Raw genomic sequence first — 13,566 nt, 5'->3', positions numbered from 1 at the left:
TGTCACAGTTTCGGATCGGACCGGCCTGCGACCAACACAGCCTTGAAAGAAAAGGCACTTTTGCGGATAAGCCTTTAACTCCTCGGGGGATGTAACAAGCAATGGCTTCTTCCAGCATTCCGGCCGGCGTCCACGGCGACCCGACTCGGCGCGACTTCCTCATGGTCGCGACCGGTGCCTTGGCGGCCGTCGGTGGCATCGCAACGGCCTGGCCGTTCATCAACAATCTCAATCCTGCCGCCGATACGCTGGCGCTCTCGAGCATCGAGGTGAACGTGCAGGCGATCGCCGTCGGCCAGGCCGTCACGGTGAAGTGGCGCGGCAAGCCGGTGTTCATCCGCCACCGCACGCCCGAAGAGATCAAGCAGGCCGAGGCAGTGAAGCTCGCCGAGCTGCCCGATCCGCAGACCGACAATGCCCGCGTCACCGACACCGCCAAGAAGGTGCGGCCGGAGTGGCTGATCGTGATCGGCGTCTGCACCCATCTCGGCTGCGTGCCGCTCGGCAACAAGTCCGGCGACCCGCGCGGCGAGTTCGGCGGCTATTTCTGCCCGTGCCACGGCTCGCAGTACGACACGTCCGGGCGCATCCGGAGGGGCCCGGCGCCCAAGAATCTCGAAGTGCCGGAGTACGTCTTCTCGTCCGACACGCTCGTCAAAATCGGCTGATCGCCGGAACGCTCAGGGGAGCTCTCAAGCTATGGCCTCGTCTCACGGCGCTCCGCCGGTCTTCAACAACAAGGTGATCGCCTGGATCGATCACCGCCTGCCGATCTTCAGCTACCTCGAGAAGGAGTATCATACCTTCCCGACGCCCCGGAATTTCAACTACTTCTGGAATTTCGGCGCGATCGCCACGGTGATGCTGGTGCTGATGATCGTCACCGGCATCGTGCTCGCGACCAACTACACGCCGCATGTGCTGATGGCCTTCGACTCGGTCGAGCGCATCGACCGCGACGTGCCGTCGGGCTGGCTGATGCGCGACCTGCACATGAACGGCGCGTCGTTCTTCTTCATCGCCGTCTACATCCATATCTTCCGCGGCATGTACTACGGCTCCTACAAGGCGCCGCGCGAGCTCTTGTGGCTGCTGGGTGTGGTGATCTTCCTGCTGATGATGGCCACCGCCTTCATGGGCTACGTGCTGCCGTGGGGCCAGATGAGCTTCTGGGGCGCCACCGTCATCACCAACCTGTTCTCGGCGATTCCCGTCGTGGGCGATTCGATCGTGACCTGGCTGTGGGGCGGCTTCGCCATCGACAACCCGACGCTCAACCGCTTCTTCGCGCTGCACTACCTGCTGCCGTTCGTGATCGTCGGCGTGGTCGGCCTGCATGTCGTGGCGCTGCACGTCCACGGCTCGAACAACCCGCTGGGCATCGACCCGAAGGGCCCGCAGGACACCGTGCCGTTCCATCCGTACTACACGATGAAGGACGGCTTCGGCGTGATCGTCTTCCTGATCGTCTACTCGGTCTTCGTGTTCTTCATGCCCGACTTCCTCGGGCATCCGGACAACTACACCCCGGCCAACCCGCTGGTGACGCCCGAGCACATCGTGCCGGAATGGTACTTCCTGCCGTTCTACGCGATCCTGCGCGCCATTCCGGACAAGCTGGGCGGCGTGATCTGCATGTTCGGTGCCATCGCGGTGCTGTTCCTGCTGCCCTGGCTCGACACCAGCCGCGTGCGGTCGTGCGTGTTCCGCCCGATCTACAAGTGGTTCATGTTCGTGCTGGTGATCGACGTGATCGTGCTGGGCTACTGCGGCGCCAACCCGCCGGAGGGCTACTTCGTGCCGCTGGCCCGCGTCGCCACGCTCTACTACTTCTTCCATTTCCTCCTGCTGCTGCCGATTCTGGGCAAGATCGAACGGCCACTCCCGTTGCCGCCCAGTATCGCCGACGCGGTGCTCAATAAGAAGGCGGTGTAGGCCCATGCGCAGGATTCTCGTCTCGGGCGCGCTCGCGCTCGCAGCGCTCGGCCTCGGGGCGGTCGCCGTCGCGGCCGAGCACACCGAGCTGAAGCACCAGCACTGGCACTTCAAGGGCCCGTTCGGCACCTACGACCGCGCCGCCGCCCAGCGCGGCTTCCAGGTCTACAAGGACGTCTGTGCCGCCTGCCATTCGCTGAACCTGGTCGCCTACCGCAACCTGATTGATCTCGGCCTGACCGAGGCGCAGGTGAAGGGCATAGCCGCCGAGATCACCGTGCCGGACATCGGCGACGACGGCTCGGCGATCGAGCGGCCGGCGCGGCCGTCCGACCGCTTCAAGAAGCCGTTCCCCAACGAGCTGGCGGCCGCGGCCGCCAACGGCGGCAAGGCGCCGCCGGACCTCAGCGTGATCGTCAAGGCGCGCGAGGGCGGGCCGGACTACCTCTACTCGCTGCTCACCAGCTACGTGCCGTTCGACAAGCTGACGCCGGAGCAGATCAAGGAGTTCAACGTCACCAAGGACGACAACTTCAACCTGGTCTTCCCGGGCCATCGCATCGCCATGCCGCCGCCGCTCGCCGACGACAAGGTGCAGTATACCGATGGCACCAAGGCGACGCTCGACCAGGAGGCGCGCGACGTCGTGGAGTTCCTCGCCTGGGCGTCGGAGCCGCATCTCGAGGCGCGCAACCGCACCGGCATCCGCGTCATCCTGTTCATGCTGGCGCTGGCCGGCCTGATGTACGCGGTGAAGCGGCAGGTGTGGGCCGACAAGCACTAGGCCGGGGCACTAAAAGCCGGCCGACGGGCCGAAATGAAAAAGCCGCGGAGTCCGCGGCTTTTTTGTTGCCTGCCGGTCGAGCAGGTCGAGGCGTCTTTGTCGCTTACAGCTCGACGCGTCGGCTGGAGACCAGCATGCGGCCGCCGCTCGGATCGGTCCGCGGCGCGCGCGTGGCGGTCGCCGGCGCGATCCGGTCGGCCTGGAAGGGCTCGGCGACGATGGTCCGCTTCTGCACGGCCATGCCCTGCAGGATGCTCGCAGTCGCGAACGTGACAACCAGCGCGCTTACCAAGAGCGCTGCTCCCACCAACAGCTGTCGCATTTCCACACCCCGGGAAGGAACCCTTCGAGCCGCCCCGCGCGGCCCCGTAGGTCTTTGCACTGGCGTATACTATACGCGCGACGCCACTGAACTCAAAAGGAATCCCCCCGCACTAAGGGGTGCGGGGGAATGCAATTTGCATTCTGGAAGATCAGTCGGCGGCTTGCGGCAGGCCGATAACGGCCCATCACCGCTCAGCGTTGCAGAGTACGGTATCCGTCAGGGCTGGATCAGCGCGATGCCGAGGTTCGGCTGCCTGCGGCGGCGCAGATGCGCCGGCGTCTCGACTATGGTGACTTCCAGTGTCGGGCGCACGATGCCCTCGAGGAAATGGCCGCCGCGCGTGGTGCCGTCCGACAGCCCGAGCACGGCATGCATGTGCACGCTCGCCTTGCCGTCGTCGCCGACGGCGATGTCGCCCAGCAAGGTCAGGCTCTCGCACTGCTCGTCGATCTCGATCGGCCGGTAGCTTTTTGAGCGCAGGTCGAACCATCCGACGGTCGCCCGCTCGAACGCGCCGATGGCGCTGAACGACGCGCCGCCGAGCCGGTTCTTGTCGGCGAAGTCGGTGATGGCGGCGAACGCCTCGTCGCCGGCATCGAGCACGACAACGAACGTCCGTTCGCCGGCCTGCTCCCAGACCAGGCGCGATTTCATCGCCAGAACAGCGCCAGCAGGATGATGATCGGCAGGGGGATGCCGAGCAGCCACAGCAGGATTCCGCGACCCATACCCATGGGATCCTCCGTCGTTGGACACGCGGCGCGACGCCTTCGAGGCCCTAACGCCGCCTTGGCGGCATTGGTTCCGGTACGGGGGGGGCCGGCACAGGCGGAGGCCGGCGGCGCGGGCAACGCCCGCGGCAGGGGTGGGTTGCGGGCCTAGACCTTCTTCAGCCGCCGCTCGATCGCCGCGTGGCGGGCGAGCAGCTTGCGGGCGCGGTCGATCACCGGGATGTCGATCATCTTGCCGTCGACCGAGAACGAGCCGCGGCCTTCGGCCTGCGCCTTCTTGTCGGCCTCGATCAGCTTCTTCGCATAGGCGACTTCGTCCGCCTTGGGCGTGAACGCCTCGTTCAGCGCCGCCACCAACCCGGGGTGGATGCAGGTGCCGCCCGAGAAGCCGAAACGGCGCGCCCGCTCGGCGCTCGTCCTGTAGGCGTCGGGATCGGAATAGTCGGCGACGGTGCCGAGGATGCCGATCATGTTGACGCCGTGCGCCTGGGCCGCGAACGCGACCATCCGCTTGGGCAGCTCCAGCGTCTCGTCGCCCGGCACCGAGCCGGTCTCGAGCGCGAAGTCCTCGCCGCCCAGCATCATGGAGACGACGCGCGGGCCGTGCTCAGCGATGTCGTGGATGTGCGCCAGCGCGCGGGGATGCTCGATCATCGCGCCGAAGCCGATGCCGCCCACGGGAAGGCCGCGCTCCTTCTCGAGCTCGGTCACGACCTCGTCGAGCAGCCGCAGGTGCTGCACGCTCTCGGTCTTGGTGACGAACAGCGCCGACAGGCCCGGCCGCACCGCCGCCTCGATGTCGGCGATCGCAAGCCGCATCGGCCGGTTGATACGCACCGCGACGTCGGCGCCGCCGCGCGCCACCTTCTGCATGGTCTCGGCCAGCATCGCCCGCGCCTCGGGCTTCTGCGCCGGCTGCACGCTGTCCTCGAGATCGACCAGCACGCAGTCGGCGCCGCGCTCATGCGCCTTGTCGATGAATTTCGGCACGTTGCCGGGGACGTAGAGGATCGAGCGCCAGACGGGCGGGGTGGGGCGCATCATTTGATCACGCCGGCCTGCTTCAGCCTGGCGTACTCGGCCTCGCCCAGCAGCGGCTTCAGCAGCGCCTTGTTGTGCTCGCCGATCTTGGGCGCCGGCGACTTGATCGCGCCCGGCGTGCCGGACATCCGCGGCACCACGGGGTGGGTCGGCAGCGCGCCCATCTGCTCGTCGGGGATCTCGATCAGCGCCTCGCGCTCCAGCACGTAGTCGTCCTGCACGATCTGGCTGATGTCGTAGACCGGGCCGATGGTGACGCCGGCCTCGTCGAAATACGCGAGGTTCTCGGCCAAGGTCCGGGCGCCGATGAACTCGCCGATCAGGCGGTCGAGCTCCAGCCCGTTCCTCACCCGCTCGATGTTGGTGGCGAAGCGCGGGTCCCTGGCCAGCTCGGGCCTGCCGATCTTGACCAGCACGCGCTCGGCCATGCCCTGGGTCGAGGCCGACAGGCAGACCCAGCTGCCGTCCTTGGTCTGGTAGACGTTGCGCGGCGCGGCGTTGGTCGAGCGGCTGCCGGTGCGGACCTTCACTTCGCCGGTCAGCCTGTAGTTGGCCGCCTGCGGCCCGAGCATCGAATAGAGCGGGTCGAACAGCGGCAGGTCGATCACCTGGCCCTGGCCGCCGTTCATCTCGACCTCGCGCAGCGCCACCATCACGGCGCCGTAGCCGTTCAGCGCCGCCATGCAGTCGGCGAGGTACATCGGCGGCAGCACGGGCTCGCGATCGCCGAAGCCGTTCATCGAGGCGAAGCCGGAATAGCCCTCGATCAGGGTGCCGAAGCCCGGCTTGTGGCGGTAGCGGCCGTCCTGGCCCCAGCCGGAGATGCGCACGACGATCAGCTTGGGATTGATCGCGTGCAGGTCGGCCGGCGCCAGCTGCATGTCCTCGAGCACGCCCGGCCGGAAGCTCTCGACCAGGATGGCGGCCGTCTTCGCGAGCTCGCGTACGATGGCGCGGCCGAGGTCCGAGCGCAGGTCGAGCGCGACGCTCTTCTTGTTGCGGCTGTAGACCTTCCACGCCGTGTCGACGCCCTTCACCTTCCAGCCGCGCAGGGTGTCGCCCTCGGGCGGCTCGACCTTGATCACCTCGGCGCCGAAGTCGGCGAGCTGGAGGGTCAGGATGTTTCCGGCGACCAGGCGCGACAGGTCGACGACGCGGACCCCGTTCAGGGGCCCGCGCGCGTCGGGAGTGAAGGATTTCTTTGCGGGTTTCTTGCTCATTGGACCGCGGACATCCAGGTCCGCTCATCCTCATGATGCGGACCTGGAGGTCCGCGGTCCGGAAGACTAGCCAACGTGCTTGGCGAACAGCGCCAGCGTCCGCTCCATCGCCTTCTTCGAGGCCGCCGCGTCGTAGCTGCCGCGCTCGTCGCAGTGGAAGCCGTGATCGGCCGGGTAGTCGAAGATCTCGACGCCGGGATGCAGCTGCCGCAGCTCGTTCACGTGAGCCATCGGGATGTGCATGTCCTTGTCGCCGAAATGCATCTGGGTCGGCACCGTCGCCTTCTCGTTCTTGGTGCCGTGGATGCCGCCGCCGTAATAGGCCGACACCGCATCGGGCTTGAGCCGCGTCGCGGCCAGCCAGCTGATCGTGCCGCCCCAGCAATAGCCGGTCACCGCGACCTTCCTGGCGCCGCGCTTCTTCAGCTCCTGGATCGCCGCCTCGACGTCCTGCACCGCCTTGTCGGTGAAGCCCGGCGTCATCACGTAGCCGCGGCCCTCGGCGATGGTGTCGGGTGTGTAGCCGAGCTCGATGCCGGGCTTGATGTGGTCGAAGAGCCGGGGCGCCAGCGCGATGTAGCCGTCGGCCGCGAACGTGTCGGTCACCGCGCGGATGTGAGCGTTGACTCCGAAGATCTCCTGGATGACCACGACGCCGCCTTTGGCCGTGCCCTTGGGCGTCGCGAGATAGGCGCCGATTTCCCCGGCAGCAGACTTAAGGCGGATATCTTCACCCATGAAAAACCTCCCGGTTGCGGGCCGCATCTGACATGGTAATGCGGGCCGGTTCAACCATCCGGCTCGCAGAGCGAGCGCAAAGGCGGCGATGTATATTCCGAAGCACTTCGAAGGCACCGAAGACCAGGGCCGCGAGATCATGAAGGCCCATAGCTGGGCGCTCCTCACCACCGCCGACGAAGCCGGCGTGCCGCTCTGCACCCATCTCGTGCTGCAGTGGGAAGACGACGGCAGCCCGCATGGCAGCCTGATCGGCCACATGGCGCGCGCCAACGACCACTGGAAGCTGTTCGCGCGCGGCGTGCCGTCGCTCGCGCTGTTCTGGGGGCCGCACGCCTATGTCTCGCCGACCTGGTACACGCCGGGGCCCAAGGTGCCGACCTGGAACTACGTCACCGTGCACGCCTACGGTCAGCCGCAGCCCATCGAGGCGACGCCCGCCGTGTTGATGGTGCTGACCAAGCTCGCCGCGCAATACGAAGGCAGCGGCGCCGAGGCCTGGGGCCTCGGCCGCCTGCCGCCGGGCAACGCCGGCGAGCAGACGAAGAGCATCGTCGCCTTCCGCATGCCCCTCTCGCGCATCGAGACGAAGCTGAAGCTCAGCCAGAACCGAGAGCTCGCCGACCGCCAGAACGTGATCGAGAAGCTCCAGGCGAGCGACAGCCAGGACGCCCAGGCGACGGCGGCCTGGATGAAGCGGGTGCTGCCTGCCTGAGCGCAGCGGCCTGCTGATCCTCTCACCGGCATCGTGCGGGCGCCTTCACCCTGCTGCTGCCGCTGCGGGGCGCCTGCTTCGCCGCGATGCTGATCCCGACCCTGATGCGCGATACGCCGATCTACGAGGCGCTGCGCGAGGGAACGCTGCGGCGCGAGAAGGCGGTCAGGCGCGGCTGACGCCTGCCGAGCGCTCCGCGGCTTGGGCTGCTCGTTCGGCCTTGTCGCATTTGTCCGAGGCGCGACCGTCCCAGATGTAGAGCAGGGCGGAGAGGCCGAGATAGGCGCTGCCGAACAGGATGTAGGTCCAGGATTCGATCTCGAGCCGCAGCAGCACGACCACGAACGGCACGGGGAAGAAGACCAGGGTGAAACGGAGCCAAGTCGCGCGCTGATACGCGTTCGTCAGCGCGTCGGCTTCGGCGCGCAGGGCCGAGGCGCGCCGCTGCAGGGCCTCGACGTCATCCATCCGGGGACGTTATCCCCAGATTCGCGGAGGGGGGTAGCGGGAAAGTGGGAAGAATCGCCGAAAAGCCTTGTGCCATCGGCATCGGAGGCTTCCCACGGGCGTGGGAAGTCGGTGGGAAGCCCGTGGGAAGTCCGACCGCTACTTGGCGCGCAGCAGCTCGCCCACCTTCAGGATCACCATCTCGTTGTCGTCCGACTTGCCGAGCGCCCGGCCGGACGAGAAGGGCAGGTTGTTGTCGTTGCCGACGATGATGTGGTCGGCGTCGATCACGTCGACATTCTCGATGGTGAAGAACGGGAAGGTGAGCTTGCCGTCCTTGCCGCCCTGGCGGGCCAGCTTGTTCGGATCGTCGATGTCCATCAGGTCGATGTAGCCGACCTTCTTCACGAAGCCCTCGGCGTCGGCCTGGGCGAAGTCGACCTTGTAGATGCGCTTGAACTTGGCCGGCAGGTTGAAGCAGTCGGGTTTGGGGCCGTCCTTGCAGGCAAGCGCCGGGTCGCCCTCGCTGTCGTCGCGCTCGATGATCAGGCCGGAGGTGGCGTCGATCATGTTGAAGTCGCCGATCGCGTGGCTCGGCGCCTCGAGCGGGTACTTCCAGCTCTTGCCGGTGAACGCCTCCTTGGCGACGTCGAACTCGAGGATGCGCAGGTAGGCCTTGCCGTCCTTGTGCTCGAAACCGTTGGCGGCCTCGTTCCACAGCGGGCCCTCGAGCAGGCCGTAGAGGAACTTGCCGTCGGGCGACTGCGCCATGCCCTCGAAGCCCTTGCTGCGGCGGACCTCGAACTTCATCGGGCCCGGCGCGCCGGGCGTCGCGAGCCAGGGGTTGTCGGGCGAGCGCACGACCTTGCCGTCGACCTTGGTCTCGAACACCGCCAGCACCTTGCCGGCCTTGTCGGTCTTGACCAGGAACGGCCCGAGCTCCTCGCCGAACCAGATCGCGTCGCCGATCGGCTGGATCGATTCGATGTCGAAGTCGGCGCCGGTCAGGTAGCGCTTGGGCGTGTTCTCGTTGACGATGCGGAACGGCACCTTGCGGTCGGGATCGTGCAGGAAGGTGGTCGAGACTCGCTCGATCGTGCCCGCCTTCCAGTCCGGCTTGATGACGTGGAACATCAGCATGGCGTCGGGCGAGTTGGCCTTCGAGCCGAAGCCGTTGTCGGTCAGCGTCAGGAAGGTGCCGTCCTTCAGGTTGCGGATGCCCGACAAGCCCTGCACCGGCTGGCCCTTGAACGGCAGCTTGATGCCGGTCGGCCGCGGCGCGTTCTTGTCGGACAGGGCGGAGATGCCCATGGCGCTCTCCGGCACGTCGACCCGCTGCGGGCTGGGCGTGGCGTAGCGGCCCGAGATCTGCAGCTCCTGCGGCGCATCGGCCGGGGCCGGCACGAAGGTCAGCGCCGGCAGGATGGCGTGTCCTTCCAGCACGGCCGGATATCTGGTCTGGGCGGACGCGAGCGTCGCAAAGCTGACGGTCGCGAGGAGGAGGGCGGTCGGGACGTGTCGCATGGCCCGCGACATACAGGCGGCACGCTACGGTTTGCTGACGGGTTGCTCGCTGGCTTGTGGAACGACCCTGTCACGGAATTGTAGCCTTGAGCGCTCACGACAGGCGCCATGACCCAGCCCACCCTCGCCGACCTCATCGACCTCCGCCTCAACCGCCGCGGCCTGATCCGAGGAGCCGTGGCCTTGACGGCGTCTTCGCCCTTCGCGACCGCCGCCCAGGAAGCGGGGCCGTCCACGCTCACCTTCAAGGAGTTGGCTCATACGCTGAACGAGCAGCAGCACGTGGCCGAAGGCTACGACATGCAGATCCTGATCCGTTGGGGCGATCCGGTGGTGGCGGGCGCGCCGGCCTTCGATCCGGCCAATCTCTCTGCCGCCGCGCAGGAGAAACAGTTCGGCTACAACAACGACTATCTCGGCCTGCACCCGCTGCCCTACGGCAGCAAGGCCGGCGACCGCTTCCTGCTGGTCGCCAACCACGAGTACGTCAATCCGCGCCTGATGTTCGCCGGCCTCGAGACCGAGCGCGACAAGAGCAGGGCGCAGGCCGAGGTCGAGATGGCGGCGATCGGCGGCTCGGTGGTCGAGATCGCCCGCGGCGGCAGCGGCTGGCAGGTCGTCGCCGACAGCAAGTACAACCGCCGCATCTCGGTCAACACGCTGATCGAGATCTCCGGCGCCGCCGCCGGCCACGAGCTGATGAAGACCGTGGCCGATCCGACCGGCCGCAAGGTGCTCGGCACGCTGAACAACTGTGCCGGCGGCAGCACGCCCTGGGGCACCTGGCTGACCTGCGAGGAGAACTTCAACGCCTTCTTCGGCGGCGACGCGGCCAAGCTCGATCCGCAGGTCGTCAAGCGCTACGGCCTCGGCCGCTCGCAATATGGCTGGGAACCGCACGCCGAGCGTTTCGACATGGGCAAGGAGCCCAACGAATCGAACCGCTTCGGCTGGGTGGTCGAGATCGATCCCTATGAGCCGGAGGCCGCGCCGGTGAAGCGCACCGCGCTCGGCCGCGTGAAGCACGAAGGCTGCACCTACGCGCTCGCCAAGGACGGCCGCGTGGTGCTCTACACCGGCGACGATGAGCGCTTCGAGTTCGTCTACAAGTTCGTCACCGCCAGGCCGTGGAATCCGACCGACCGCGCCGCCAACAAGAACCTGCTCGACGAGGGCACGCTCCACGTCGCGCGCTTCGATGCCGACGGCAAGGTCGAATGGCTGCCGCTGGTGCAGGGCCAGGGGCCGCTGACGGCGGAGAACGGCTTCGCCAGCCAGGCCGATGTGCTGATCAAGACCCGGCTCGCCGCCTCGCTGCTGAAGCCCACGCCGATGGACCGGCCGGAGGATATCGAGACCAACCCGGTCAACGGCCGCGTCTATGTCGTGCTGACCAACAACGGCCAGCGCAAGCCCGACCAAACCGACAAGGCCAACCCGCGGGCCGCGAACGCCCACGGCCATATCCTGGAGATCGCGCCCAAGGACGGCGACCACGCCGCGACCGAGGGCACCTGGTCGATCTTCCTGCTGGCCGGCAAGCCGGGCACCGACGCGGGCGCGCGCTATCATCGCGCGACGTCGGAGCAGGGATGGCTCTCCTGCCCCGACAACATCGCCTTCGACTCGAAGGGCCGGATCTGGATCGTGACCGACGGCGCGCCGGCGGCGGCGGGCGTGGCCGACGGCGTCTATGGCGCCGACACGATGGGCCACGGCCGCGCGCTGACCCGCTGCTTCTACCAGGCGCCGACCGGCGCCGAGGTGTGCGGCCCGATCTTCACGCCCGACGACCGGACCTTCTTCCTCGCCGTCCAGCATCCCGGCGAGGACAAGGGCTCGACCTTCGAGAAGCCGTCGACCCGCTGGCCCGACTTCAAGGACGGCGTGCCGCCTCGGCCGTCGGTGGTCGCGATCACCAGGAAGGGCGGCGGGACGATCGGGTCTTAGCGCCTAGATCACCGCCATGGCGTCCATCTCGAACAGCCAGTTGGGCTGGGCGAGCCGCGGGACGTAGATGAAGGTGCTGACCGGCGGGTTGGAGATGTCGACGTAGCGGTCGCGGATGGTGCGGTAGTTGGCGCGCACCTCGTACGACACGGTCTCGACGCAGTAATTGTTGATCTTCACCAGGTTCTTGAAGCTGCCGCCGGCGGCCTCGAGCGCCCGGCCGAGGTTCTCGAACACCTGCTCGACCTGGGCGTCGAAGTCGCCGTCGCCGACCATCTTGTCGTCGACGTCGTGCGGCACCTGGCCGGCGATCAGGATCAGCTTGCCCGAGGTGACCTCGCAGACCTGGCTGTAGCCGCCGCGCTTGGGCAGGGTGGGCGGGGTGAAGAGCCTGACGGCCATGGCGGCGCTCCTTTGCGTTGCCGGAGCCCAAGTCTAAGCTCGCGGGCATGTACCCGGGCAAGCACGCCAAGCAGCACCCCGACCGTCCTGCGGTCGTCATGGCCGGCAGCGACGAGACCATCACCTACGGCGAGCTGGAGGCGCGCAGCAACCGGCTGGCGCACCTGCTGCGCAACCGCGGGCTCGGCCGGCTCGACCACTATTCGATCTACATGGAGAACCATCCGCGCTACGTCGAATGCTGCGCGGCGGGCGAGCGCTCGGGCCACTACTATACCTGCGTCAACTCCTTCCTGACGGTCGAGGAGCTGGCCTACATCCTGAACAACAGCCAGTCGAAGGTGCTGATCACCTCGCAGGCCAAGCGCGACGTGGCGATCGCCGCGCTGCCGCTGGCGCCCAAGGTCGAGCTCTGCCTGGTGGTCGACGGGCCCGGGGAGAACAGGGGCGACGGCGACAAGGTGCTCAACCTCGAGCAGGCGACCGCCGGCCTGCCCTCGACGCCGATCGCCGACGAGTCGCTCGGTACGCCGATGCTCTATTCGTCGGGCACCACCGGTCGGCCCAAGGGCATCCTGCGGCCGCTGCCGGCCGAGCCGCCGGTCTATCACCTGCCGATCTTCGATTTCCTGCTCAAGCTCTGGCAGTACCGCGACGGCATGATCTACCTGTCGCCCGCGCCGCTCTATCACTCGGCGCCGCAGGCGGCGGTCGGCCTGACGATCCGCAGCGGCGGCACCGCGGTGATCATGGAGAAGTTCGACGCCGAGCACTATCTCGCGCTGGTCGAGAAGCACCGCATCAGCCACAGCCAGCTCGTGCCGACCATGTTCTCGCGCCTGCTCAAGCTGCCCGAGGCGGCGCGGCGCAAGCACGACCTGTCGTCACTGGAGATCGCCATCCATGCTGCCGCGCCCTGCCCGGTGCAGGTCAAGGAGCAGATGATCGAATGGTGGGGCCCGATCATCCACGAATACTACGGCGCCACCGAGGGGCTGGGCTTCACCGCCTGCAATGCGCAGGAATGGCTGGCGCACCGCGGCACCGTCGGCCGCGTGCTGCTGGGCAAGCTGCACGTGCTCGACGACGCGATGACTCCCCTGCCGACCGGCACGCCGGGCACCCTGTGGTTCGAGACGGCGACGCCGTTCGAATACTTCGACGATCCGGGCAAGACCGCCGAGGCGCGCTCGGCCGACGGCGCCATGAGCACGGTCGGCGACGTGGGCTATGTCGATGGCGACGGCTATCTCTACCTGACCGACCGCGCGACCTTCATGATCATCTCCGGCGGTGTGAACATCTACCCGCAGGAATGCGAGAACCTGCTGATCACCCATCCCAAGGTCGCCGATGCCGCGGTGTTCGGCGTGCCCAACGTCGATCTCGGCGAGGAGGTGAAGGCGGTGGTGCAGCTCATGCCGGACGTGCCGCCGTCGCCGGCGATCGCGGAGGAGCTGATCGCCTTCTGCGGCCGGCATCTCGCGCGCCAGAAGGTGCCGCGCTCGGTCGACTTCGAGGCCGAGCTGCCGCGGCTGCCGACCGGCAAGCTCTACAAGCGCCTGCTGCGCGACCGCTACTGGGGCAACAAGACCAGCCGCATCGTCTGATTGCCGGATTTGCGGGCAGGGTCGCGGACTCGCGCCGACGCGTCTTTGCCCGAACGCGTTGAATTTCAACGATTCTGACGCTTGGCCCGTATCTTGCACTTATATCGGTGAGGCTAACGGCGGCCTCATTCCACATCCAGCCCA

The 13,566-nt window shown here is 67.3% G+C and carries 14 protein-coding genes; 6 read left to right on the top strand and 8 right to left on the bottom strand.

What is annotated here, in order from left to right; all coding sequences use genetic code 11:
• Nucleotides 1-101: 101 nt before the first annotated feature.
• The 3 genes from petA to J0J01_RS08010 are packed head-to-tail and all read left to right on the top strand — an operon-like array spanning nucleotide 102 to nucleotide 2,719.
• Nucleotides 102-668, top strand: coding sequence for a ubiquinol-cytochrome c reductase iron-sulfur subunit (gene petA, locus J0J01_RS08020; RefSeq protein ID WP_296379743.1), 567 nt, complete (start codon nucleotides 102-104; stop codon nucleotides 666-668).
• A 31-nt stretch (nucleotides 669-699) separates the two neighbouring features.
• On the top strand, nucleotides 700-1,935 hold the full coding sequence (locus J0J01_RS08015; RefSeq protein WP_296379742.1) for a cytochrome b N-terminal domain-containing protein: 1,236 nt from the start codon (nucleotides 700-702) through the stop codon (nucleotides 1,933-1,935).
• A gap of 4 nt (nucleotides 1,936-1,939) precedes the next feature.
• Nucleotides 1,940-2,719, top strand: coding sequence for a cytochrome c1 (locus J0J01_RS08010; RefSeq protein WP_296379741.1), 780 nt, complete (start codon nucleotides 1,940-1,942; stop codon nucleotides 2,717-2,719).
• A 103-nt stretch (nucleotides 2,720-2,822) separates the two neighbouring features.
• Here J0J01_RS08010 and J0J01_RS08005 read toward each other — a convergent pair whose 3' ends face one another.
• The 5 genes from J0J01_RS08005 to J0J01_RS07985 all read right to left on the bottom strand — a co-directional run bounded on the left by J0J01_RS08005 (nucleotide 2,823) and on the right by J0J01_RS07985 (nucleotide 6,774).
• A complete protein-coding gene (locus tag J0J01_RS08005; RefSeq protein WP_296379740.1) occupies nucleotides 2,823-2,960 on the bottom strand; it encodes a hypothetical protein in 138 nt (45 codons plus the stop codon).
• A gap of 300 nt (nucleotides 2,961-3,260) precedes the next feature.
• Nucleotides 3,261-3,698, bottom strand: coding sequence for a PPC domain-containing DNA-binding protein (locus tag J0J01_RS08000; protein WP_296379739.1), 438 nt, complete (start codon nucleotides 3,696-3,698; stop codon nucleotides 3,261-3,263).
• A gap of 224 nt (nucleotides 3,699-3,922) precedes the next feature.
• A complete protein-coding gene (locus J0J01_RS07995) occupies nucleotides 3,923-4,819 on the bottom strand; it encodes a CoA ester lyase (RefSeq protein ID WP_296379738.1) in 897 nt (298 codons plus the stop codon).
• Nucleotides 4,816-6,036 carry a CoA transferase gene (locus J0J01_RS07990; RefSeq protein ID WP_296379737.1) on the bottom strand — a complete coding sequence of 407 codons (1,221 nt, stop codon included), beginning with the start codon at nucleotides 6,034-6,036 and terminating at the stop codon, nucleotides 4,816-4,818. The genes J0J01_RS07995 and J0J01_RS07990 overlap by 4 nt, the downstream gene beginning before the upstream one ends.
• A gap of 66 nt (nucleotides 6,037-6,102) precedes the next feature.
• Nucleotides 6,103-6,774 carry a dienelactone hydrolase family protein gene (locus tag J0J01_RS07985; RefSeq protein WP_296379736.1) on the bottom strand — a complete coding sequence of 224 codons (672 nt, stop codon included), beginning with the start codon at nucleotides 6,772-6,774 and terminating at the stop codon, nucleotides 6,103-6,105.
• 88 nt (nucleotides 6,775-6,862) lie between these two features.
• Here J0J01_RS07985 and J0J01_RS07980 point away from each other — a divergent pair, with 88 nt between their 5' ends.
• A complete protein-coding gene (locus J0J01_RS07980; protein WP_296379735.1) occupies nucleotides 6,863-7,489 on the top strand; it encodes an FMN-binding negative transcriptional regulator in 627 nt (208 codons plus the stop codon).
• A 165-nt stretch (nucleotides 7,490-7,654) separates the two neighbouring features.
• Here J0J01_RS07980 and J0J01_RS07975 read toward each other — a convergent pair whose 3' ends face one another.
• Together J0J01_RS07975 and J0J01_RS07970 are read right to left on the bottom strand one after the other, a co-directional pair.
• Entirely contained in the window at nucleotides 7,655-7,957 is a 303-nt protein-coding gene (locus J0J01_RS07975) for a hypothetical protein (RefSeq protein ID WP_296379734.1), read from the bottom strand.
• Between the two features lie 138 nt (nucleotides 7,958-8,095).
• Nucleotides 8,096-9,460: an esterase-like activity of phytase family protein gene (locus J0J01_RS07970; RefSeq protein ID WP_296379733.1), complete on the bottom strand. Its 1,365-nt coding sequence runs from the start codon at nucleotides 9,458-9,460 to the stop codon at nucleotides 8,096-8,098.
• A 108-nt stretch (nucleotides 9,461-9,568) separates the two neighbouring features.
• Here J0J01_RS07970 and J0J01_RS07965 point away from each other — a divergent pair, with 108 nt between their 5' ends.
• On the top strand, nucleotides 9,569-11,410 hold the full coding sequence (locus tag J0J01_RS07965; RefSeq protein ID WP_296379732.1) for a PhoX family phosphatase: 1,842 nt from the start codon (nucleotides 9,569-9,571) through the stop codon (nucleotides 11,408-11,410).
• 3 nt (nucleotides 11,411-11,413) lie between these two features.
• On the opposite strand, the gene J0J01_RS07960 is transcribed toward J0J01_RS07965, so the two are convergent.
• On the bottom strand, nucleotides 11,414-11,812 hold the full coding sequence (locus tag J0J01_RS07960; RefSeq protein ID WP_296379731.1) for a RidA family protein: 399 nt from the start codon (nucleotides 11,810-11,812) through the stop codon (nucleotides 11,414-11,416).
• Between the two features lie 47 nt (nucleotides 11,813-11,859).
• On the opposite strand from J0J01_RS07960, the gene J0J01_RS07955 reads away from it, so the two are divergent.
• Complete coding sequence (locus J0J01_RS07955; protein WP_296379730.1) at nucleotides 11,860-13,422, top strand: AMP-binding protein; 1,563 nt, start codon at nucleotides 11,860-11,862, stop codon at nucleotides 13,420-13,422.
• Nucleotides 13,423-13,566 lie beyond the last annotated feature (144 nt).

The organism is Reyranella sp. (assembly GCF_017305915.1).
GTDB lineage: Bacteria > Pseudomonadota > Alphaproteobacteria > Reyranellales > Reyranellaceae > Reyranella.
The sequence above is the reverse complement of the archived record's forward strand: the minus strand, read 5'-3'. Positions and strand labels throughout refer to the sequence as shown.

What these genes read in the sequence shown, in the direction of transcription:
- petA (WP_296379743.1), top strand. Translation starts at nt 102, where the DNA reads ATGGCTTCTTCCAGCATTCCGGCCGGCGTCCACGGCGACCCGACTCGG.
- J0J01_RS08015 (WP_296379742.1), top strand. Translation starts at nt 700, where the DNA reads ATGGCCTCGTCTCACGGCGCTCCGCCGGTCTTCAACAACAAGGTGATC.
- J0J01_RS08010 (WP_296379741.1), top strand. Translation starts at nt 1,940, where the DNA reads ATGCGCAGGATTCTCGTCTCGGGCGCGCTCGCGCTCGCAGCGCTCGGC.
- J0J01_RS08005 (WP_296379740.1), bottom strand. Translation starts at nt 2,960, where the DNA reads ATGGCCGTGCAGAAGCGGACCATCGTCGCCGAGCCCTTCCAGGCCGAC.
- J0J01_RS08000 (WP_296379739.1), bottom strand. Translation starts at nt 3,698, where the DNA reads ATGAAATCGCGCCTGGTCTGGGAGCAGGCCGGCGAACGGACGTTCGTT.
- J0J01_RS07995 (WP_296379738.1), bottom strand. Translation starts at nt 4,819, where the DNA reads ATGATGCGCCCCACCCCGCCCGTCTGGCGCTCGATCCTCTACGTCCCC.
- J0J01_RS07990 (WP_296379737.1), bottom strand. Translation starts at nt 6,036, where the DNA reads ATGAGCAAGAAACCCGCAAAGAAATCCTTCACTCCCGACGCGCGCGGG.
- J0J01_RS07985 (WP_296379736.1), bottom strand. Translation starts at nt 6,774, where the DNA reads ATGGGTGAAGATATCCGCCTTAAGTCTGCTGCCGGGGAAATCGGCGCC.
- J0J01_RS07980 (WP_296379735.1), top strand. Translation starts at nt 6,863, where the DNA reads ATGTATATTCCGAAGCACTTCGAAGGCACCGAAGACCAGGGCCGCGAG.
- J0J01_RS07975 (WP_296379734.1), bottom strand. Translation starts at nt 7,957, where the DNA reads ATGGATGACGTCGAGGCCCTGCAGCGGCGCGCCTCGGCCCTGCGCGCC.
- J0J01_RS07970 (WP_296379733.1), bottom strand. Translation starts at nt 9,460, where the DNA reads ATGCGACACGTCCCGACCGCCCTCCTCCTCGCGACCGTCAGCTTTGCG.
- J0J01_RS07965 (WP_296379732.1), top strand. Translation starts at nt 9,569, where the DNA reads ATGACCCAGCCCACCCTCGCCGACCTCATCGACCTCCGCCTCAACCGC.
- J0J01_RS07960 (WP_296379731.1), bottom strand. Translation starts at nt 11,812, where the DNA reads ATGGCCGTCAGGCTCTTCACCCCGCCCACCCTGCCCAAGCGCGGCGGC.
- J0J01_RS07955 (WP_296379730.1), top strand. Translation starts at nt 11,860, where the DNA reads ATGTACCCGGGCAAGCACGCCAAGCAGCACCCCGACCGTCCTGCGGTC.